Source organism: Lacrimispora sphenoides JCM 1415 (assembly GCF_900105615.1).
Taxonomy (GTDB): Bacteria; Bacillota; Clostridia; order Lachnospirales; family Lachnospiraceae; genus Lacrimispora; species Lacrimispora sphenoides.
Window position 1 is genome coordinate 2815204 of the sequence record NZ_LT630003.1, and the last position, 22666, is coordinate 2837869.

19 protein-coding genes are annotated in these 22666 nt (G+C 41.7%); 1 reads left to right on the top strand and 18 read right to left on the bottom strand.

Annotation, left to right across the window (positions count from 1 at the left end):
- Positions 1-94: 94 nt before the first annotated feature.
- From BMX69_RS12765 to uvrA, 18 genes are all read right to left on the bottom strand, one after another.
- Entirely contained in the window at positions 95-1090 is a 996-nt protein-coding gene (locus BMX69_RS12765) for a helix-turn-helix domain-containing protein (RefSeq protein ID WP_157724413.1), read from the bottom strand.
- Positions 1091-1546: 456 nt separating this feature from the next.
- Positions 1547-2761 carry a hypothetical protein gene (locus tag BMX69_RS12770; RefSeq protein WP_242941252.1) on the bottom strand — a complete coding sequence of 405 codons (1215 nt, stop codon included), beginning with the start codon at positions 2759-2761 and terminating at the stop codon, positions 1547-1549.
- Entirely contained in the window at positions 2692-3225 is a 534-nt protein-coding gene (locus BMX69_RS24710) for a glycoside hydrolase family 127 protein (RefSeq protein WP_242941253.1), read from the bottom strand. The genes BMX69_RS12770 and BMX69_RS24710 overlap by 70 nt, the downstream gene beginning before the upstream one ends.
- A 15-nt stretch (positions 3226-3240) precedes the next feature.
- On the bottom strand, positions 3241-4077 hold the full coding sequence (locus tag BMX69_RS12775; protein ID WP_242941254.1) for a carbohydrate ABC transporter permease: 837 nt from the start codon (positions 4075-4077) through the stop codon (positions 3241-3243).
- Positions 4074-4955, bottom strand: a complete 882-nt coding sequence (locus BMX69_RS12780) for a carbohydrate ABC transporter permease (RefSeq protein WP_100042542.1) — start codon at positions 4953-4955, stop codon at positions 4074-4076. Before BMX69_RS12780 ends, BMX69_RS12775 begins: the two co-directional genes overlap by 4 nt.
- Before the next feature lie 33 nt (positions 4956-4988).
- On the bottom strand, positions 4989-6317 hold the full coding sequence (locus BMX69_RS12785; protein ID WP_054790890.1) for an ABC transporter substrate-binding protein: 1329 nt from the start codon (positions 6315-6317) through the stop codon (positions 4989-4991).
- A gap of 105 nt (positions 6318-6422) precedes the next feature.
- On the bottom strand, positions 6423-7307 hold the full coding sequence (locus tag BMX69_RS12790) for an AraC family transcriptional regulator (RefSeq protein WP_100042543.1): 885 nt from the start codon (positions 7305-7307) through the stop codon (positions 6423-6425).
- A 34-nt stretch (positions 7308-7341) separates the two neighbouring features.
- Positions 7342-8427 carry a glycoside hydrolase family 88/105 protein gene (locus BMX69_RS12795; RefSeq protein WP_054790919.1) on the bottom strand — a complete coding sequence of 362 codons (1086 nt, stop codon included), beginning with the start codon at positions 8425-8427 and terminating at the stop codon, positions 7342-7344.
- 19 nt (positions 8428-8446) lie between these two features.
- Positions 8447-10963, bottom strand: coding sequence for a hypothetical protein (locus BMX69_RS12800; RefSeq protein ID WP_100042544.1), 2517 nt, complete (start codon positions 10961-10963; stop codon positions 8447-8449).
- Positions 10964-12573: 1610 nt separating this feature from the next.
- The gene (locus tag BMX69_RS25125) at positions 12574-12756 is read right to left on the bottom strand and encodes a DUF1256 domain-containing protein (protein WP_334292483.1); all 183 of its coding nucleotides are present in this window, start codon (positions 12754-12756) and stop codon (positions 12574-12576) included.
- Positions 12757-13155: 399 nt separating this feature from the next.
- Positions 13156-13635 (bottom strand): hypothetical protein, encoded by a 480-nt coding sequence (locus BMX69_RS24135; protein ID WP_147297061.1) that lies wholly within the window; start codon positions 13633-13635, stop codon positions 13156-13158.
- Positions 13636-13832: 197 nt separating this feature from the next.
- On the bottom strand, positions 13833-13958 hold the full coding sequence (locus tag BMX69_RS24915; protein ID WP_278280612.1) for a hypothetical protein: 126 nt from the start codon (positions 13956-13958) through the stop codon (positions 13833-13835).
- Positions 13959-14222: 264 nt separating this feature from the next.
- The gene (locus tag BMX69_RS12825) at positions 14223-14594 is read right to left on the bottom strand and encodes a hypothetical protein (protein WP_054790896.1); all 372 of its coding nucleotides are present in this window, start codon (positions 14592-14594) and stop codon (positions 14223-14225) included.
- Positions 14595-15077: 483 nt separating this feature from the next.
- Positions 15078-15458 (bottom strand): hypothetical protein, encoded by a 381-nt coding sequence (locus BMX69_RS12830; RefSeq protein WP_100042546.1) that lies wholly within the window; start codon positions 15456-15458, stop codon positions 15078-15080.
- Positions 15459-15508: 50 nt separating this feature from the next.
- Complete coding sequence (locus BMX69_RS12835) at positions 15509-15715, bottom strand: hypothetical protein (RefSeq protein ID WP_242941255.1); 207 nt, start codon at positions 15713-15715, stop codon at positions 15509-15511.
- Between the two features lie 61 nt (positions 15716-15776).
- Entirely contained in the window at positions 15777-16487 is a 711-nt protein-coding gene (locus tag BMX69_RS12840; protein WP_100042547.1) for a DNA methyltransferase, read from the bottom strand.
- A gap of 97 nt (positions 16488-16584) precedes the next feature.
- Complete coding sequence (gene guaA / locus BMX69_RS12845; RefSeq protein WP_054790899.1) at positions 16585-18126, bottom strand: glutamine-hydrolyzing GMP synthase; 1542 nt, start codon at positions 18124-18126, stop codon at positions 16585-16587.
- A gap of 228 nt (positions 18127-18354) precedes the next feature.
- The gene (uvrA, locus tag BMX69_RS12850; protein WP_100042548.1) at positions 18355-21180 is read right to left on the bottom strand and encodes an excinuclease ABC subunit UvrA; all 2826 of its coding nucleotides are present in this window, start codon (positions 21178-21180) and stop codon (positions 18355-18357) included.
- A 469-nt stretch (positions 21181-21649) separates the two neighbouring features.
- Here uvrA and BMX69_RS12855 point away from each other — a divergent pair, with 469 nt between their 5' ends.
- On the top strand, positions 21650-22447 hold the full coding sequence (locus BMX69_RS12855) for a class I SAM-dependent methyltransferase (protein WP_100042549.1): 798 nt from the start codon (positions 21650-21652) through the stop codon (positions 22445-22447).
- The last annotated feature ends 219 nt before the right edge of the window (positions 22448-22666 follow it).

Consider the following 22666-nt stretch of genomic DNA (forward strand, 5'->3'; position numbering starts at 1 on the left):
TTGGAAAAGGAAGGGTCTGGTTTTTTCATAGTTGTTTTTTATTTTAACTTACAAGATCTTGATTGCAGATTTTCGTTAAACAAATATCACTCGCTTAATGTGTCGTTTTCTTACCTTTCAATGCTGCAGCTGACGCCTGCACCGCCGCATACATAACTCCTGCGCAAGGCCAGATAATCCATGTCCTGCTCCAATTTCCCGTATAAAAGCTGATGCCGAGATATACTGCGGTTATGGTACTCCAATAGATCACATGCAGGTATTCTGTCTGCTTCTTTTCCAGTTTTTTCTCTACCGTATAATCCCCCTCCTGCAGCAGCATCTGGAAGCAGCCTTTTTTCTCTCCTGCTATTACGAATAAAAATACAGCACAGGCAACTATGATCAACAGGAACACTACACACATAACATAGACAAAGTCTGAGCTGCTTAACGCAACGGCTGTCATCAATGGCAAAGCGCAGATAATACACAGGAAAACACCTGCCACATTAAAGATTCTATAGGTTCCTTCATATTCTGCCATTCTTTTTCGTACGATCCCTTCCACTCCATATTCCAGGCGGAAGATTTCTTTCTCCAAATACTGGTAAGATTCCATCTTCATACCATTCATTACAAAAAACACTGTGACAATTCCGACAATCAGCAGTAATATGGCCACTCCCAATCCTCCTGCCATGTTTTCACTGATGTTTACATTTTTTAATTCTGTTAATCCTCCCAGAAAAATCAGCATGACCGGAGACAAAACATAAGCCGCGATACCTGAGGCTGTCTTTTTTGCCCCCCGGATCTTGATATCCATGAATTGATTGGCCATATCAAGGGTAACTGTCTTCTGAACCTCATCGCGATCAGTTTCCATGGCAATAGATGCCGGATCTGCCTCCATCTCTTCCTTTAATAAATAATCCGTACTGACATCGAATGCCTGACTAAGTTTTAAAATTCGTTCCAAATCAGGAATTGAAGTTCCGGACTCCCACTTAGATACTGACTGCCTCGATACGCCCATCTGGTGTGCCAGCTCCTCCTGCGACCATCCGGCCTTCTTACGCAATGCAATAATTTTTTCTGATAATATCACAATGCACCATCCTTTCAAAATTTATTTATGTCATTCCATCTTCAAATGTCCTGTAATAAATATCTGCGTTCACCTGGTGATATATGACTGTCTGTATTATAGTATTTTTACCGGTTGACAACCACCAAGTGCGCTGTATAATTTGTCAACTGGCGGTTGCAAATTCTACTTTACTATATCAATGACCGTTTTTACAATACAAATGTGATGATTTAACTGAAATACTAAAAGAATTTTTATAGTTCCATATCTGACCCGGCCTATAAATTTGAGTTTGAGGACAAGGTAAATTACTGGACAATCGGATATTCGAAATCCGCGCCTCTACTTGATGAGGCTAAACTATATAAACCAAAGCCACTTTGGATCAAAACGGAACAAAGCAACACCGGAATCACCACTCAAAAAACGCTGCAGCCCGCATAAATACCAGGCTGCAGCGTTTCAACTCCGTATTCACTCTAAAATATCCCCTTCCTCTCCCTGCAGCACTAACCTCACCTTACGCTCAAAGGGTACATATTCATTTAAGTAAATGGTATACCCCTGGGAATTCACCTTTTCACCACTATAATGTCCTTTAAACGCATGCAGGCCAAATCCTGGTCCAATCTTAATTCGTTGTCCCTCATGATGAAGATCAACATCTCCATCCCGCAGAATCATTGAGGCTCCCGGATAAGTATCCATGAAAAAACTCTTACTCTCTAACACTGCGCCGGACGGTACACACAGTTGAAGCCGAATAGGAACACGGCTTATCCCCTCTGCTTTTAGGGATAATTCTGCACCGCCCTTTACTTCTGTCACTCCAACCCACAGCTTCACAGCTCCCTTCACCAGCACCTCTCGTTCCGTATGGTCCATTTTCCACCAATCGCTGGTATCCGGAGCCTCTTTCCAGGGGAGGTAATAGCGGTTTTCCACGGTAGAAGACAGCTCATATTCCTTCTCTTTCATCATCACCTTCATATCAGCCGCTCGAAAATCCCTGTTATCCCCTATGCTTTCTCCAATCCGTACATAAATTAGAGTTGATTTCCATTTTAAATAGAGGAATTCATCCTTTCCTCTCAATACACTGTATCCAAAGTTACCCTGCCTGACCCGAACCACTCCTGATTCTTCATAAAACTTACGGTAATTTTCCAAGTACCCATATTCCTTAAATTCAAAATTCTTCATTCTCTGATGCAGCATAACGATATGCAGACAATCCGGTGCCAGGTCTCCCCGTTCCATATTGTCTCTGATGATCTTATGGGCCGCTCCTTCAAACACTCTGCGGTTCTCCTCAGAGGAAGACGAAAGGCTTGCCATGTAAAGATATTGATAGAAATATTTATCCGGATAATCTGCCTTTCCTCTATCCTGCCTGGTTGAGTTTTGGGTAAATATCGTATCATCCGGATCTATAAAGGTAAGCATCATTTGCAGATTCCGTTCTACATATCCCAGATATTCTTCATTTCCGGTCTCCTCATAAAGAGCCATCATAGAATTGTTGACCACCGCATTATAATTCCCTGTGGACCGCTCAGCATATTCCCCATCTGCGTTTCCGTCAATTCCCTCTCTTATATACATCATGGCTCTCTTGGTCAGACGTTCAGACAGCTCCGGCTCTTTAAACAAATGACTTCCCTGAAGAAGTGCTGCTGCAAACCCCACCTGTGATTGGGCGTATGAAATCCTCCTGTGGCGATGGCATCTAAGGCCTTTCTCATAATCCATTGATACTTATCCTTTAATTCTTTTGCATCATCTTCTTTTTCATAGGCCTCAAGCAGCCGGTAAGCAGCAATCAGACGTTTAAAACAAAAGGAAGTGTCAGCCGCAGAATAAAAATTACAGGAAGGATAGTCGAAACTTCCATCCTCCCTTTGACACCGGATAACAAAATCCAGAGCTCGGTTCATTGCATCATACAAACGCGGCTCATGATAGAACCGGCTTTCCTGATTTACATAAACTGCTGCCGCAGCTGACAGCAAATAGATCGTAGGCTTTGCCTCTAAAAGCTGGGTCTCAAAAGCACCGTCAGCAATGTTTCCTCTGTCTTTCATCTGATGGGCCAGAAACTCTTCAGTTCTCTTTTCTGCCGACCGTACCATATGTTCCATGTAGCGTTTCACAGACCATTCCTCCCATCACCCTTTTACACCGGTTGCTGCGATTCCCCCGGTAATATACTTCTGCAAAAACATAAAGATAATAATGAGGGGCAAAATAGAAATAATGGAAGAAGATAAAATCGCATTCCAATTCACGCCCATCATACCAATGTAGCTCTTTATCGCAATCTGAATTGTAAACTTCTTCTGATCTGACAGTACCATGAGCGGAAGAATATAGTCATTCCACCTCCACATAAAGGAGAAAATAGTAAGTGTTACCGTCACAGAAGATCCAAGGGGCAGCATAATCGACCGGAAAATCTGGAACTCACTGGCGCCATCAAGCCTTGCTGACTCGGCCAGAGAAAGGGGAATAGACATATAATGCTGACGGTACATAAAAATTCCTGTTGTAGTGGTCACCACCGGAAGGATAACACCCCAGATATTATTGTACAGATGAAGTTCACTGATTACCGAAAACTGAGCGATGGTAAGAATCTCTCCCGGAATCAGAGTACCAAGTAAAAAGATGCCAAATACCTTATTTGTATACGGAATATCATGGCGGTAAATAGCCAGGGCATAGCCGCACATGGAACTGATCACTAAGGTAATCGCCGTCCCAACTACCGCTAAGAACAAACTGTTCTTTACATAAGTGAAGAAACCGCTTGCAATTACACTCTCATAAGACTTAAACGTAAATTCCTTTGGAAAAAAGTTCAGCGGATAGGCAAATAATTCCGTAGAATCTTTAAAAGAACTCATAAGCAGCCAGATAATAGGAAATATCATCACAAAAACTGTGCCCATACCGATAGCCGTGACAAGCACAGAAGTAAATCTTTTCTTTCCGCTGTTCATCATACCTCACCTCCTCTGGTCATCTTAAACTGAATCATGGCAATTGCAATAAAGATAAGGCTAACTACCACTCCGATTGCCGATGCATATCCATAGCGGGCCTGGGTAAATCCCTGGTCAAAAATGTACTGAACGATATAAGTAGTGGAGGTTCCGGGTCCTCCAGAGGTAATACCTTGTACCAATGCGTACTCCTTCAATAAGTTAACAGTAGAAAGAAGCAGTACAATAAAAACAGTAGGTGACAAAAGCGGTACGGTAATTCTGAAAAAAGCCTGAACCGGTTTGGCACCATCCACACTGGCAGCCTCAAATAATTCCTTGGATATATTATTGATGCCTCCGATAAACATAACCATATAAAATCCTGTCGAAGCCCAGTTGGAGGCGAAACTGACTACAAAAGTAGCCAGTTTCGAATTCAGTGCCCACTGAAGCGGAGTTCCTCCAAAGGACTGTATTACATAATTAATCAATCCATATTCCTGTCCAAACATCCAGTTAATTGTAATACCTACTACCAGTGCTGATAATAGAACCGGAATATACACCACTGTCCTGACCAATGTAGTAAGCTTTAATTGCTTAGAGGTAACCAATGTGGCGATAAGAAGAGGAACAATCACTTTAAAGGGCAGGCTAAACAGCATATATACAAAGGTTCTACCCAATACCTTATAGAAATCCTTACTGACCAGCAGTTTCGTATAATTCTTTAGTCCTACAAAGTCCATCGTCTTCCATCCGTCATAATTTGTAAAGGAAAATCCAATACTTAAGATCAGAGGAAGGATGAAAAATACGGAAAACAACAGCACTGCCGGTGCCACAAATATCCAGAATGCCCTGGTATGCGAAAATGCCTTTCTTCTCTTCCCCATATAAGTCTCCTCCTTTTGCTTTGTTGCTTATTCTTATTGAGTAGTTGTCCAGCCTGATGATTCAGCTAATTCTTTTGTAAATGCATCCAGAGCTTCTTTTGCGGTGATCTCACCGCTTACCGCACGTTTTATGTAATCCCGGTATTCATTATCCTTGTAGGTTCTCCATGCAGAGCTTTCATCTACCATAAAGTTGTCTGTCACATAAGAAACCTCATTCTGAAGAATCTTAAAGTCTGCCGCTGCTTTTTCGTCAGCCGGTTCATAGATCACTGATTTAAGTGAAGATAATCCCTTGTCTTCCTGAATATAATTCTTGAAATTTTTCTCATCGTAGAACCATTTTACAAATTCAACGGCAAGGTCTTTTCCTGCTGCATTCTCCGGTATTGCCAAAGCTTCACCACCGATAATAGCTGCCTGTGAAGCACTTCCCTTAGGAGTCGGCATTACACCGAACTTAAATTTAGACACATCTGTGGTCAAAGAATTATAATTCCAGGAACCGGATAAAAGGATGGCAGCATCTCCATTCTTAAAATACTCCACCGGGTTGTCAGTAGAACCGCCGGCCCAGATGGCTTTTGGCATAACACCGCTTTCATTCGCAGCCACGAACTTCTCCAAAGTAGACACGTTTACCGGATTATTTACATTAACTTTAAAAGTGTCTCCGTCTTTTTCTACTAAAGAACCGCCATTGGCATACATCAGAATATCATATCTGGCTCTCGAAACATCTGCTGCAAAACCATACTTAACAGTACCGCTGGCCTGGATCTTCGCAGCATTCTCATACAGTTCGTCCCAAGTCCATGGGTTGTCGACCGTTGGAGCCTCTACTCCGGCGGCTGCAAATGCATCTTCATTGTAATACATGCAGGTAGTAGTAAACTGTCTGGGCAGGCCTGATATCTTATCTGATTTATAATCCTTGCCTACGATCTTTAAAGCAGAATCTTCAAATAAACTTAAATCCACTACCTTTGCCATATCCATAAATTCTTCCGGATATAACTGATGAAGTCTGGTTGTTGCGATGATATCCGGCAGATCCTTATTCTTTGCCATAGCCGGGAATTTGGTCAACTGGTCATCATGGGAAATGATAATCATATCAATCTGGTTTCCTGTTTCCTCACTCCAGGCTTTAAGCGCATTATTCAGTGAGTTTTCGGCCCCCGGCTCCTCTGGCATCAGGACTTTCAGTGTTCCGGCAGCGGCTGCCCCACCCGCTGCTCCCGTTGTTTCCGGTGCTTTTGTTGTCGCTGTTCCCGATCCCTTAGAACCGCAGGCGGCTAAAGAAGCAGCCATAACGGTTGCCAGCATTCCTGCTGCCACTCTCTTCCATGCTTTTTTCATAGTAAATTCCTCCTTAATTTTTTTGTATTTTTATACTAAAACCTGCCCTACGTTCGGCAGATAGAGCATAGCCCATGCCCTGTTTCCCTCTTGCGTTCCAAACATCTACTGCTTCTCGGTCGCATATTTCTTTGGCGTTGTTCCTGTATTCTTTTTAAAGGTATTGATAAAATGGCTGTCGCTGTTATAAGAAAGAGCCACCGCAGTTTCTGTCACGGAAAAACCATTCTTTAACATTCCTTTCGCCGCTGTCATCTTAAGATTAGTAATATACTGGCTGATGGTAAAACCTGTTTCTTTTTTAAAATAATGGCTCAAATAGTACTTATTCATATAGAACTGTTCGGCGATACCATCTAAGTCCAGCTTGTCTTCCACATGAGCAGCAATATATTTCTTAATTAATTCGATTCGATCCCTGTCATGAACCGGTCCGCTCTCACCTTCAAATGCAGCCATTTCTGCATCGTCTATGGATTTTTCTGAGAAGAAATCATACAGCCGGTTAATGTAAACCAGCAGCTCCATAATAGCCAGATTTAAAACAACCCCGTCCATCCCTTGTTGTGTGGATACACTGCATTTCTCCACCTTTTCAAACAACCCAATCACTTCTCCAAGATGCTCTTTATTCAGATACAGCTTGTGAATAAATCCTTCTGGCCGGTGTTCGAAATATTTAAAGAAGTCATAATCCATAGCCTGTGATACAGCCCTTAAACGATCCGGATCAAACATAACCACATAGCGGTTATAATCCTGCCCTTTTACACCGGATGTTTTATGATATTCCCGATTGTTAATTACAAAAAGAGTCCCTTTTTCCACCTCATATTCCCGGTTGTCAATACAAATTCCGGCACCATCACTCATAACCAAGATAATTTCATAATTCTTATGAAAATGGAGCCCTTGCATATTCCAATTCTGAGTACCGCCGCTATAATAGTAAAATGAATCAAATTCCTCATAAAATATGCGTGATTTCACCGTATTCTTCCTTTCAGGGCATTCCTTCCTTACTTCATAAACTCTGCCAATAATCCTCCATCATCTCCTGAAGCATTAATATCATAAGCGCCTGGCCATAAGTCATGGGATAACAGGGGATATCTTGATAAAATGATACATTCATACCAATGGGAGTACCATAAGAAACCTGATCCACTGTTCCATCTTCCTGTATGTACGCAAGGATATGTTTGACGCCTTCTGAAATCACAGGAAGATATTCTTCTGCTTCCAGATACCCCAGACGAACCCCTTTCATCATACCAGCCAGGAAACCGGCGCCGGCGGAAATTTCAATATAAGTGCCCGCATCATTGATCACCGTATGCCACAATCCGTGAGCCTTGTCCTGATAACGTTTAATCGCCTGGCATTGGTAGCGGTACACGCTTAAATAATGTCTTTTTAGGGCTGTATAAACGTCTCTTTCTTCCAGATATTCCATCATACCAACCGTATACCAGCTATTTCCTCTTCCCCATAAAACCTTGCCATAATTGTGGTTATAATTAAAGTTCCAGCCATGATAAAACAGGCCTTCTTCTTTATTGTATAAATACTTGATATGATTGACAATCTGATAATCTGCCTCTTCTGCATAGTCTGGCCTGTTAAGCAATTTTCCAGCCCGGCTTAAGAATAAAATAGTCATAAATAAGGTATCAATCAGGATTTCTCCGTCATTGGGATCTCCGGTTATCATGTGCTGAAAGCATCCGTCCTTTGTTTTTAACAGGCCATTTTCATCCATCACCCAATCAGCCCAGGAACGTATCAATTCCAAGTAAGATTCTTTTTGGGTAATCTCATAAATATAAGTCAGTGTTAACATGGGAGCTGTCGTATTCACATTCCGCTCCGATATTCCCTCTGAAATCCGCTCGTCAAACCAACGGATCAAAAAATCCAGCACTTCTTGTTCCTGAGATTTGCAATAATACTTATAAAGTCCAAACAAGCCTACTCCCTGAGGCCACTCCCAACAGTTCATATCAATAAGGCTGACCGGAAACTTCTCTTTTACTCCCGGATTTTTCAGATGCATCATTTTGTCGCTTACTTTGCCTAATATTCCTTCGATTTCATTCTTGCTAATCACCTTGATTCCTCCATTTACATTAGCTGCATGTTTTTTCCATAACCCCTTGATAGGTATAGGGATAATTTGCAGCTTTTTTGCCGCCAATCAAAAGTCCTTCCTCAGCAAGAACCACATCACCATATTCGGTTCCTACAATATTCCAAACCTCACGATCCTCCTGTTTTATCATTTGAATCTTCTTAATCTTCTGATAAAATGCTTGTAAGCTTCCATATACATCTTTTCTGCCCATCTTGATCAGCCATACATTTTCCCGCCCGGGGCTTATAAATTCCCGGTATTTGCAAGGGCCCTCCTGCTGCATATGCAGACCGTTAAGGGCAATCACACCGATATATCCGTCCTCCTGCTCCACAGTTACCACATGATCATCACCGATATATCCTTTAAATTCACTGAGCGGAATATAGGCATGGGTGTAAGAAACCGGGTGTTCCTGAGGAATCTTATATTGCAGTATCCCTAAATCACGGTATTGTGCACCTCTTGGCCTGCTTCCATTACCTGCAAAAAAGTTAGGCCGTCCATTGCCGTAAGGCTGTACTTCTCCCGGATGATTGACGAATACCTGGGCCGTGGGGTTGATGGTCGCCTGCATAATATGCTCCTGATATCCCGGTGTAAAGGGATAAAAATCTACTGCTGTCGATAATTGTACCGTTGAGTCTTTATACATATATAGGTTTACATAACCTTCGTACCCCTGGGTCTTTTTATATATGATTGCCTCACCCTCCGGAAGTTCCATAAATTGCCTATACTCTGCGGGCGGCTCATATTCTCCCAGGGCAAAGGATGTGTAGGCCAGAGCTGCACGGTTTAAGCAGCCTTTATTATATGCAATATAAAGTAAAGAGGTGGTACCTGCCGTATAATTGCCTTTCAATTCCTTTTCATAACTGCGGCCAAAGGTAGTCATGACCGTTCCCTTATGCTCCAGTAACGCCATGTCATAGAAGATATGGTCAAGGGCCTTCCTGGCGGCTTCCTTCCACTGGTTTCCAGCTTCTGTCAGATTATATAAGGAACAAAGCCCCAGTACATCTACCGGAATATAGGCATTGGAATTCCATTCGGTTATATATTCTCCCAAGAATCCGGCAAACCATTTATCTAACAGTATTTCCGCCTTTGCCACCAGCTGGGCTCCAGTCAAACCGCTGTTTGTAAATATTTGATCCGGAAACAATCTTCCTGCGGCGTATTGACAGATATGAAATAATAATGCATGGTTTTCGCTGAAAAACCACATAACATCATTCCCCGGTTCATCAAACCAGTACCGGAAGTTAAGCAATACTTCTTCGATCCGTCTCTTCGTTTCATCCCATAAAAGACCAGAAAACCGAATATAAATCTGTATAACAATGACAAGATGGAAATCACTGCAATCTTTGCGTAGCTCGATTCCTTTTAACTCTTCCAACAATATTTGGTTAGCTGCTCTTGCATTTCCGTCCAGATGAAGCATGGCGGCGGCCTTGTACACATTCTCTACTTCCACATCCCGCAGGTATGCAAGTGCTTCCTGCTTACGCTCCTTGATCATGTATGTTTTAGGTTCTAAGAGTTTGTGATGAAATACCTGGGTACCGATCCTGCGCCCTACTGCAATACCTTCGAATAAAACTTCTATTTGAAAGTAATAAAATCCGGGCTTTACATCATCTGCCTCAAACAGCCGCACTTCTGTCTTGTCATTTGTCAGTTCATAGGTCCGTTTTTCTATCAGGCTTCCGGCGTCAGTCATCTTGTCCGCCACCGGTTTATAAAAAGCTGTCATCTGCAACGGTTCATGAAATGGATTATGTATCTGAAGTTCTACGGGTTCGCTTATGTATACCTCCTTTTCAAAAGAGATATCATCCATCATATGTTCGATCTGATAGATTTTGTCCGCTTCAATCTCAGCCGGTACCGGAATACACATCCGTATTTTTTCATCACCTAAGTAGATCAGATGGAAATAATAGTCAGTATCTCTCTCAGCTAAGTCATCTAAGCATATTACCAGTTTATTAAAGCCTTGTTTTAGCGGAAGAGTCACTTTCTGCTGCTTAACCATATTCCGGGTGAACGGGATAAAATCGGTGATCAGTACATCATTAAGCCATAAGGTGACACCTCCGCAAGTCTCCAGTAAAAAATCTTCGCTGCTCTGAGTGTCGGAAAACAGACAGCAGTAGCTGTAACTGCGCAGATAGGTAGGGTTAAAATAAAACTCAGAAAAATCAAGGCCTGCATTTCCGAAGGGGTAGTAGACCTGAAGCGTTCTCTCCTGGTCAAATACTGTTATGGTATCATGAAGCTTGTATTGACTGATATCGATGTATTCTGGTGTCAGCGCCCTTCTTTTTTCGAGAAATTCACCTCGGCAAGGGTTTTCGTGAATAGAAAAACCATATTTTAGCCATTCATTGATATTGCCTTTTAGAACCGCTTTTTTAAATTCCTGAGGCTGGCAGTATGTGCCCGTCGTAAGAAAACGGTTGATTGTTTTTTGTTGATCTAAAGGATAAATTAAATGATTCACAGGTTCACCTCTTTTGATTTTGCTTTCTTGTATTTATTTTAGCATAATCTGGTGAAAACACTTGCATTATACAGTGGTAAAGTTATATAATTTTGCTAATTTTTGAGTTTGACAAGCCTTTCTATTATATAATATTTACTTGAATTCGGCATGGTGGAGGCCAAATGAAAGACCGTTCCTTTCGAGGAGTGGTCTTTCGATTTTATTATGGCTCATTTTCCATTATAATTTCATATCATAAAGAAAAGAGCCGGATTTCCTTGAATTTACAAGGGCTTCTGACTCTAAGTATTTTTTCCTCGACAGTAAAGCTAAAATAGTTGTGGTATCGATTGGTATCGATGACGCTCACACCGGATCAGGTCTGAGCTTCAAATTATTCAGGACCGGTTGAATTATTACGGGCAAACTGCTATTAACACACTTTGTCTATTTAGTTCATACATTATAGTACGATTTTACCGTGGACCATACATAATATATGTGCTGCTTTAATAGACGTTTTAGATGTAATCACAGATTTAATGTAAATACCTTTATAGCAGATAAAAAAAACGTTATAAGGCGGATATCCGGAAACTGGTTCGCCTTTACATTGAATCATATCATTTTTCGACTGCCTTCAGGTGCTAACAGTAAGCCATTCTTAAAATTCACACCTTGCCTGCCTGTCCCATATACTATTAATGTAGAACGGTATGAAAGGAGTCAATAAATATGAGAAACGAAGAATTTAAATGCAGAATAAGTTGTAAACCCAAACGTGAGTGTGAATGCGAATGCAAACCAAAACGTGAATGCGAATGCAAACCAAAATGTGAATGCGAGTGCAAACCAAAATGTGAATGCGAATGCAAACGCGAGCGCAAACCAAAATGTGAATGCGAGTGCAAGCCAAAATGCGAATGCAAACTAAAATGCGAATGCAAGCCAAAATGTGAATGCGAATGCAAACCAAAATGCGAATGTGAATGCGAACGCGAACGCGAATGTGAATGCGAACATGAACGTGAATGTGAATGCGAACATGAACGTGAATGTGAATGCGAACATGAACGTGAATGGTGAATATAAGAAATAATAAAAACCTACTGGTAAGGCTTAAAGGACAGCAAAAGATGTTAATAATAAAAGCGGGCTTCGGTATTCCGGGCCCGCTATATTAATTAAACTATCACTAACAATTTGCTAATTCAAGGCAGCGTAAAGATAGGAGAACGCGAAGAAGATCCCCATAATCATCGTTTTGCTATGGTTTCCGGTGAAGCAATCTTCAGACGTGGTATGCCTATCGAATACATATAAAAATCCTCTATCTGGCATTTGGGGTACCATTCGGATACCACTTGCCATAAAAAAAGTCCGGGAACCCGCATAAACACTAGGGGTTCCCGAAACTGTTTGTTATTCGAATTCAATTCCGCATAGCAATCCATGATGTGGCTTTCCTTTCTGCCACCCTACGTAATTATAATAACATGATAAAAGTAGATTGCATAGTACTTTATTAGGCGGGCCCGAAGTGTATTTACCGGGATGCCCGCCTATCTTAATCATAAATCATATGGGATGTTGTGGAACTATGTTTTCCATTTAATATGGGGTAACATCTAAATAATCAATAACCTTTTGCACCGTACAAAAAACTGATGCACTGCCACCACCACGTGATTCGGATAGCGAAGCTTTAAAATGGTCTGATAAGTCTCCAGATTCATGGCATGGACCGGACGTTCCAGTGTCCCCAGAACTTCTAAATATTCCAGCTCCTTTTCCTTCAGATTGTAGCCAATGAGCGGTCCAAGGCTGTCTTACGTAGAGCGGTGTCGGTCCCAATGCACAAAAACAGCACTCCCGCCACCTTGCCGTTTTCCTGCTCCATACGTATCATGTCGAGAGGTAACAAAAAGGCGGGCCCGGAATACACCAGAGCCCCGCCTTGTATCAGCATAATTTACACTCTCTATAATCAAACATAAAAGCACTATAATTTGTTATCAACTAATCCTTAAAAATAGTCATCACTACATTTACAATAATTACAATCAAGATAAGAAGAACGATAGTTCCAAATCTGGCTTTTATAATATTTAACCAAGAAGCGTTAGTTTTAATTCTTTCTTCAATAATTATTGAAGAAATGAATGCAATATATGCCAAATTGTTTATAATGTATTTTTTGATATTATCACCTAATCCTTATAATTTTTTGCATATACAGTAGTTTTAGCACTTCCAATTACTGTTGCGTAATTACTATCGGCATAAAACTTACGCATAGTGAGTTCAACTGCGCGTTGCTGCAACGTTACATTTGGTATTTTAGTCCATCTGAAAGAGACATCTTCTATTACATAAGTCCATTTAAGACTATTATTAACAATATATCTTACTATTGCAGATATTGCAGTAGTAGCTATTTTAGCATATGGATGAATGTTAGCAGCACCTACTATAGCACTAATTGTTGCTGTAACAGCCATAACGGTTGTTCCACCTATACTGTAAGAATATTTAAAAGTTCCATAATGCTCATAAGTATCACTTACTGGCCAGCCATCCCATGTTCCTCTTGGAGTAAGTGTATTCACTAGCTCAGGTATATTACTGTTATTAAGGTCTAAAACGTGAATTGTTTCCTGGCCATCTTCAATAATAGTAGTAGTTACCACATTATTATCTACATTGACTATTTCACGCCGAACAAGGGTTTCCTCTTGATTTTTTCCAATTTTAAAAATTGACGAATAGGTGTAGGTTAAATCATTATTAGCTTGATCATATACTCGATAACTTTCACCATTCTGATCATAGGTATAAATTAATTCCTTTAAGCTACTTCTGGTAGTTGTAGGATTTAATAAATCCTCTATACTGCCTTTTTCAAAATGAAGATTAGATTTTTTTCATTCTGCTCTTGAGCAAAAGCATATGTTGCGGATGATAAAATCATTACAATTGATAGTAAAAAACTAACGATTTTTTTTATTTTCATAGAAATCCTCCTTTTGTAATCTAATGATATAACCATAAAATATTCAATTTATAAGGTACCTTAACTTATTAAAACCAATGGCCTCACCCCCCAATGTTTATCCTAAGCAACACTTACACACATGGTAACTATATACTCATCATACTTATCTATACATATAGTATATAACAATATCACTCAAATCTATATTTTTGAAATTTTCGTCACTCTTTTCTTCCTAAGCGTAACTTTTTCTTATTGCCAATATAATTTAAGTATTTTTATTTATTCTGCTAATCCCGGATACTGCAGCGCCCCATCCTGATCCGGAGTGAGAGATACTGGCTCCGTGATCATCTTACCGTTACTATCTTCGGCATAGATCTTTCCAGAGCTTTCAACAAGCTGTGATACACACATAGCTCCATCTGCACCTAAGTAATACCAATATCCTTCGTATTGATACCAGACGTTCGTAACCATTCGACCAGAACCGTCAAACCAATACCACTTATCCCCGAACAACTGCCATTCATTACAGACAGGCTTACCCAATTCACGGTAGTATTTCCATACCTGACCTTCCTGTATCCAGCCGAGTTGCTGAACCTCCAGGGCAGCCTTAAACTCTGTCCACAAAACCGGCAAGTCCATCATATTCAGGGACACCACTTCTTTTTCGCATCATAATGATGGATTACCTTACTCGCAGGGCTGCCCGTTGTCTGGATCAAGTACTTTACCAAATCAATACAATTTAATCGGGCAGTAGCGTAATTGGAATCCGGATTCACACAGATTTTAATATTGATCGTGTTCTTATTAGTTACTCCAGGTACCAGTGGCGTAGGCCCCATCCGTGTGATTGAGCTGCTTTCAAATGTATAAGAGAGTCCAGACACTTCGTCTTTGCTCTCTGAATCTTTGTCAACTCTGATTCAAGGGTTGTAAGAGATTTCAGTGTATTCTGGGTGTCAGTGTTCGTATCCTCATATACATCATGCTTCTCTCCTTTATCGTCACAGGCAACACGCTTTTTCCTTTTTATACTCCTGATATAAAACCCTTTTTAGAGTTACTTTTAAACTCATCAATTTGGTGAAGCATTCTCCGTTCCCGGATGGTGTACATTGCTACCTGCTATCTGAGCTGTAATTCCTCTCCGGTGGGAATATCTCCCAAAAGCTCCAATTCCGTTTCATCAAGTGTATCCCAGTATATCTTAGAATAGGCCCCTTGTTTCTCCGCATTTTTATTACGATCCGGAGCCCCGGCTCCTTTAGCATTTTGATTGCCAGGAGGTGCACCCTTTTTACTTTTGAAGGGTGCATCCTTTTTGCTTGCGGGTGCACCCTCTTCGACTTCAGACCTTTTGGTTTTTTCACGCTTTATCCATGATTTAATAGTATTAATGGAAACACCTGTTTTTTCGGATAATTCATTAGGTTTGACACCTGTTCGATATTCAGCTAATATCTGTTCTTTTACGTTTTCATTTGTAGGTGCCCTTGCCTCATTCATTACCACCACCTCACGATTTTGTATGTTTTGTAATCCAATAAAAAAAGAGGTCAGTAACTTGACCTCATGTATGCCACAAAAGAGAATAATTTAAATTTTTGATTGTACTTTTTGGCCTTCTCTCGACCAATCCTGTTATACTCATCACAATAGGGTTGTATCCGCTGCTTTGCCTCTTCGCGAGAAATCATTCCTCTTAGATACAATGTCTTTGCATTAATTGCTACAGCCCGTAAAGTCACCATTTGTTCTGTCATATTAGTATCCTCCTTGGATTTCCAGTATCTTACCAAAACAGTATACTATTGTCCAGGATTATCACCGACATTCTTCTGCCTCTTCCATCTTCTCGTCTTCGGCCTTTAATTCCGGGAAGACTATTTTAATTTCTTGGGGATCGCCTTTATAAAATACCAATAAATTCTGATGAATTCTTACTACCTTTCGGTTCCTCATGTTTTCCCTACATCGCCATGCCCCAGACCCCACAGTATTTAATATGATGATCTCATTATAGAAATAAAAACCGTTTTTTTCCATGGCTGCTTTTGTTAATCCAGTTAAATCTCTATAAAAGCCTTTTTTATCCCGTACATCCGATATTACCACTGCAGCAAAACGATTATCTTTTACTTTCTTAGCACTCTTTATAAGTATTTCAGAATATGTTTTCACAAACTCCTGATATTCCATATTACTAATATCTTCTGGATTATCACTATATACTTCTAAATCATAGTACGGAGGGCAAGTAAAGAGCATATCATACTGTTTATCTTCAGCATATTTATCCACATTCAGGCTGTTATCGCATATCCACTTTAGTGAATCAGATCCGATCCCAATTTCCTGTGCATTCTCAAAGTTGCTTTTAACCTGTTCTTCCCTCAGGTCAATCCCCATATATCCATGGCCAGTTATTGCTGCTACAATCCCACGAACCGAACCTCCAGCAAATGGATCGATAATACTTCCCCCATCTACATAGAACCATTTATATATTATTTCACAAATAACTGGATCAAATATACTGGTTCTTTGACATTTGGGGTGTCATTTGGGTGTCACTTGCCATAAAAAAAGTCCGGGAACCCGTATAAACACTAAGGGTTCCCGAAACTGTTTATTATTCGAATTCAATTGTAGCCGGCGGTTTCCCCGTGCAATCATAAAGCACCCGGTTCACGCCCTTCACTTCATTCACAATTCGTCTGGTCACTGTTCCCAAAACTTCCCAAGGCAGTTCCGCAGATTCAGCCGTCATAAAGTCAGAGGTAAGCACCGCTCTTAATGCAATGGCATAATCGTAGGTTCTTTCATCTCCCATGCAGCCAACAGAACGCATATTGGTCAATGCTGCAAAGTACTGTCCCAGCTCCTTATCAACACCAGCCTTGGCAATCTCTTCTCTATAGATTGCATCAGCCTCCTGTACGATTTTTACCTTCTCAGGAGTGATTGCACCGATGATACGGACACCAAGTCCCGGACCTGGGAAAGGCTGACGGTAAACCAGGTATTCCGGAATACCAAGCTCCAGACCGGCTCTTCTCACTTCATCCTTAAACAGAAGTCTTAAAGGTTCAATGATCTCTTTAAAATCCACATGCTCAGGAAGTCCTCCCACATTGTGATGGGACTTGATCACAGCAGACTTACCAAGACCGGACTCGATCACGTCAGGATAAATGGTTCCCTGTACAAAGAAATCCACTGTTCCGATCTTCTTAGCTTCTTCTTCAAATACGCGGATAAATTCCTCGCCAATGATCTTGCGCTTTGTCTCAGGATCTTCCACTCCTGCCAGCTTGCCATAGAAGCGTTCCTGTGCGTTAACACGGATAAAATTCAAGTCGTAAGGTCCTTCGGGTCCAAATACGGCCTCAACTTCATCTCCCTCGTTCTTACGAAGAAGACCGTGGTCAACAAATACACAGGTAAGCTGTTTTCCGACAGCTTTAGCCAGCATAACTGCAGCTACGGAAGAGTCTACACCGCCGGATAAGGCGCAAAGCACCTTGCCGTCTCCAACCTTTTCTCTGATTGTCTCAATGGAAGCCTCCACAAAGGAGTCCATCTTCCAGTCACCGGAACACTTGCAGACATTATAAATAAAATTGGAAAGCATCTTGGTGCCTTCCTGGGTATGCATAACCTCAGGATGGAACTGTACGGCATAAAGACCGCGTTCTTCGCATTCCATACCAGCTACCGGGCATACCGGTGTATGAGCTGTAACATGGAACCCTTCCGGCGCTTTCTCTACGTAATCCGTATGGCTCATCCAGCAAACCGTCTTGGAACTTATATTTTCTAAAATTTTACTGTCAGTCTCCACGTCAACTTCTGTCTTTCCGAATTCACTGACAGGTGCTGTAGCAACTTTACCGCCCAGCATATATGCCATAACCTGGGTGCCGTAGCAGATTCCCAGGATCGGTATTCCCATATCAAAGATTTCCTTTGAACAGAGTGGGGAATCCTCCTTATACACGCTGTTTGGACCGCCTGTAAAAATGATTCCTTTCGGATTCATTTCCTTAATCTTATCCAGTGACAGTGTGTAGGGATGAACCTCACAGTAAACATTGCATTCTCTGACTCTTCTGGCAATCAACTGGTTGTATTGTCCACCGAAATCCAGAACGATAATCATTTCTCTCTCCACGGTATTCCTCCTAATTTCATCTTTAACAAATAAAGCTTTGGGTTACATTATATTCTACTTCCACTTGCTTGACAAGCATTTTCTTGAAATCTTCCCTGCTCTATTGTTCCATCTTTTTAACATTATTATAAACGAATGAATCAAGCAGACATGCTTGCACATCTACTTGATTCATAAACTTAAAGCTAAAAGAAATTCTTTCAGGCCCTATCACATTCAGCCAGCAACCTATTCCAAATACCTTTTTACATAATATCCTGTGTATGAGGAAGGACATTCTGCAACCTCTTCCGGCGTACCCTGGGCAATGATCGTACCGCCCTTTTCGCCGCCCTCCGGTCCGATGTCAATGAGGTAATCAGCAGTCTTGATCACATCCAGGTTGTGTTCGATAACAACCACCGTATTGCCGCCTTCCGAAAGCTTGCGTAAAATCTCGATCAGCTTATGGACATCTGCAAAATGAAGACCGGTCGTAGGCTCGTCCAGAATGTAAATGGTCTTTCCGGTTCCCCGCTTGCTCAATTCTGTAGCCAGTTTGATTCTCTGGGCTTCACCTCCGGAAAGCTCCGTAGACGGCTGCCCAAGCCTGATATAGGAAAGTCCCACATCATTGAGCGTGGCGATCTTCCTTGCAATAGAAGGAACATTTTCAAAAAACTTCAGTGCTTCCTCTACTGTCATGTTTAAGACGTCATAAATATTTTTTCCTTTGTATTTTACATCCAATGTTTCACGGTTATACCGCTTTCCGCCGCAGACCTCGCAGGGAACATAAACATCCGGAAGGAAATGCATCTCTATTTTAATGATTCCATCGCCGCTGCAGGCTTCACATCGTCCGCCTTTTACGTTAAAACTGAAACGTCCCTTGGAATATCCCTTTGCCTTTGCATCCGAAGTGGAAGCAAACAAGTCGCGGATCAAATCAAATACTCCCGTATAAGTAGCCGGATTGGACCTTGGCGTCCGTCCAATAGGGGACTGGTCGATGGCAATAATCTTATCCAGCTGCTCCGTTCCCTCTATTGCCTTATGTTTTCCCGGAATGATCCTGGCACGGTTCAATTTTTTCGCCAGGGATTTATAAAGGATCTCATTGACCAGAGAACTCTTCCCCGAACCAGACACACCGGTTACGCAGGTCATGACTCCCAGCGGGAAGGTCACATCAATATTTTTCAGATTGTTCTCCGCAGCTCCCTTTACGGTAAGATAACCGGCAGGCTGTCTTCTCTCCTTTGGAATGGGGATTTGAATCCGTCCGCTCAAGTACGCGCCTGTAATGGAATCCTTATTCTTCATGATCTGCTTGGCATTCCCCGTAGCCACCACATTTCCACCGTGTTCCCCGGCTCCAGGGCCGATATCCACAATGTAATCTGCCGCCATCATGGTATCCTCATCATGCTCCACCACGATCACGCTGTTTCCTAAATCCCGGAGATGCAAAAGGGTCTTTAACAATTTGTCATTGTCTCTCTGATGAAGTCCGATGCTTGGCTCGTCCAGAATGTAAGCAACGCCTACCAGGCCGGATCCGATCTGGGTCGCCAGACGGATTCTCTGAGCTTCGCCGCCGGATAAGGTTCCGGTAGCACGGGTCAGGGTCAGATAGTCAAGTCCAACATCAATAAGGAACGAAATTCTGGCCCGTATTTCCTTTAAAATCAGGTCTCCAATGGCATGCTGCATAGGGGTCAGCTCCATCTCGTCCATAAAATTCCGGAACTTAACAATGGACATGTTGGTAGCTTCATAAATGTTCTTATCTCCGACTGTTACAGCCAGGGACTCCTTCTTAAGCCTCATGCCGCCGCAGGAGGGACAGGGAGTGATACGCATAAAGGATTCATACTCCGCCTTAGAAGACTCGGAGTAAGTCTCCCGATATCTCCGGGCAACATTTTGAACAAGGCCTTCAAATGCAACGTCGTAAATGCCCTCTCCCCGCTGTCCCTTGTAGTGAACCTTGACTTCCTTACCATTGGTTCCATTGATAAGAACATCATGGATTTCCTTGGGATAATCCTCAAAAGGAGTATCCAGCCGGAAATTATATTCTTTTGCAAGGGCCTCCAAAACAGCCCGGGTATAGCTTCCCTTATCCGTACAGGACTGCCAGCCCAGCACCACAATGGCTCCCTGGTCAATACTTAAACTCTTATCCGGAATCATCAGATCCTCGTCAAATTCCATCTTATATCCAAGCCCAAAACAGTCCGGACAGGCACCAAATGGATTGTTAAAGGAAAAGCTTCTGGGCTCCACCTCATCAATGCTGATACCGCAGTCAGGACAGGAAAAGCTCTGGCTGAAATTTATGGGCTGTCCATCCACTACATCTACGGTCATCAGTCCGCCTGCCAGATCCAAAACTGTCTCAATGGAGTCGGTCAGACGCTTTTCGATCCCTTCCCGAATCGCAAGACGATCCACTACCACTTCGATGCTGTGTTTGATATTCTTATCCAGCTTGATTTCCTCGGAAAGCTCATATAAACTTCCGTCAATGCGCACCCTCACGTATCCACTTCTCCGGGCGTGCTCCAAAACCTTAACATGCTCCCCTTTCCGTCCACGGACAACAGGGGCCAAAAGCTGGATCTTCGTCCGTTCCGGCAGCTCCATGATCTGATCCACCATCTGATCAATGGTCTGCTTGCGGATCTCCCTCCCGCACTTGGGACAGTGAGGAATGCCGATTCTGGCGTACAAAAGCCTCATATAATCATAAATCTCCGTAACTGTGCCCACTGTCGAACGGGGGTTGCGGTTGGTAGACTTCTGGTCAATGGAAATAGCTGGTGAAAGTCCTTCGATGCTTTCCACATCCGGCTTTTCCATCTGCCCTAAGAACTGCCGGGCATAGGAGGAAAGAGACTCCATATATCGTCTCTGCCCTTCGGCATAGATGGTATCAAAAGCCAGGGAAGACTTTCCCGAACCACTGAGGCCGGTTAAGACAACCAGCTCATTTCTTGGAATATCCACGGAAATATTCTTTAAGTTGTGCTCATTGGCACCTCTTATCTTGATATACTGTTTTGCCATAATATACTCCTGTAATAAACTAAAATTCTGAATATGAGAACAATAGAATGCGGACCGTATCTAGCCCGCACCTGAATTACTTAGTAACTGATTTTTTCTATTATATCATACCTTTTTTCTTATTGCAAACATTTGTTCGAGGAATCCTTATTTTCATCCAGGAATTGTGACCGGACCGACTCCTGCCTTCTTGCCAAATAATATGAAACTACAATCAGCATAAAAAACCGGTTCTTGTTCGTTTAACTGCCCATTCTTCCCATGGTTGCTGCATATCCGCCTTTTTTCTTTGTCCGGTCCCTGCTATAATTTTTTATAATGGATAATCAGGCAAAGCTTGTTCTGTCATACAAGGAATGGTATAATATGGAATCAGGACTTTTAGCCAACCAGTCCGGTCACAAGGTATTTACAGCATTGAAGATCCATGAATGAAATTTTCAATTTTAATAATTACGGAGGTGGGAATATGAACGAGATTGATTCAAACAAACATGCATGGAGCCAGGTTTCACAAGACCACTATTTTACTTTTAAGAAATCTCTTTTGGATGGCAGTCATAAATTCAATAAATATATTCAAAGTGAACTTGGAGATTTGAGCGGCAAAAAGATCATACATTTACAATGTAATACCGGCGCAGATACGATATTGCTTGCCAGAATGGGGGCCAGTGCAACAGGCGTTGATCTGGTGCCGGATAATATCCATTATGCAAAAAAGCTGGCAGAAGATCTGAATATTACAAATATTGATTTTATAGAATCCGACATCATGAAATTTATGGATTGTCATAACGAAAAATATGATGTCGTATTCGTATCCGAGGGAGCAATCGGCTGGCTTCCTGACCTTAAAAAATGGGGAGAAACCATACGGCATTTACTCAAGGATGATGGATTTTTCTACGTTTTTGACAGCCACCCGTTCTTTCTGGCAATGGATGAACAGAAGCTTGCCGATAATTTGATGGAAGTAAAGTATCCTTATTTCGGGAAAGATCCCGACATTGAAGATTCTATCGGCGGATATGCCTCCGAGCAAAAGCATGGTGTTAAGGCATATTTTTGGATGTATACGGTTTCTGATTTAATCAATTCCCTTGCTTCTGCGGGACTGCATATCGAGCATTTCAATGAATTTAAGGAAAACTTTTTTGATGCTGGGGGCTTGCACAATATAGGAGATGGTCTTTTCAATTATGATTATAATACGGATAAGTTCCCAATGTCCTTTAGCATAAAAGCAACGGTTTATGGCAAGTAATTATGTTAAGTTATTCCTGTTCCTTGAAGAAAATCGAGGGTCTGGAAATCACTGGCATGCCAGTTAAATGAAAGTCTGAAACGACATTATCAATTATAATTATAATGCCTGGACGGTTTGCTGATTAAAGCTTTCCGTCCTTTTTATAACATTCTTTACCTTATGTATTGAATAAAAAGTTTCCATTTTTTGAAGCCTCATAGGCTTTTATATAGTAGA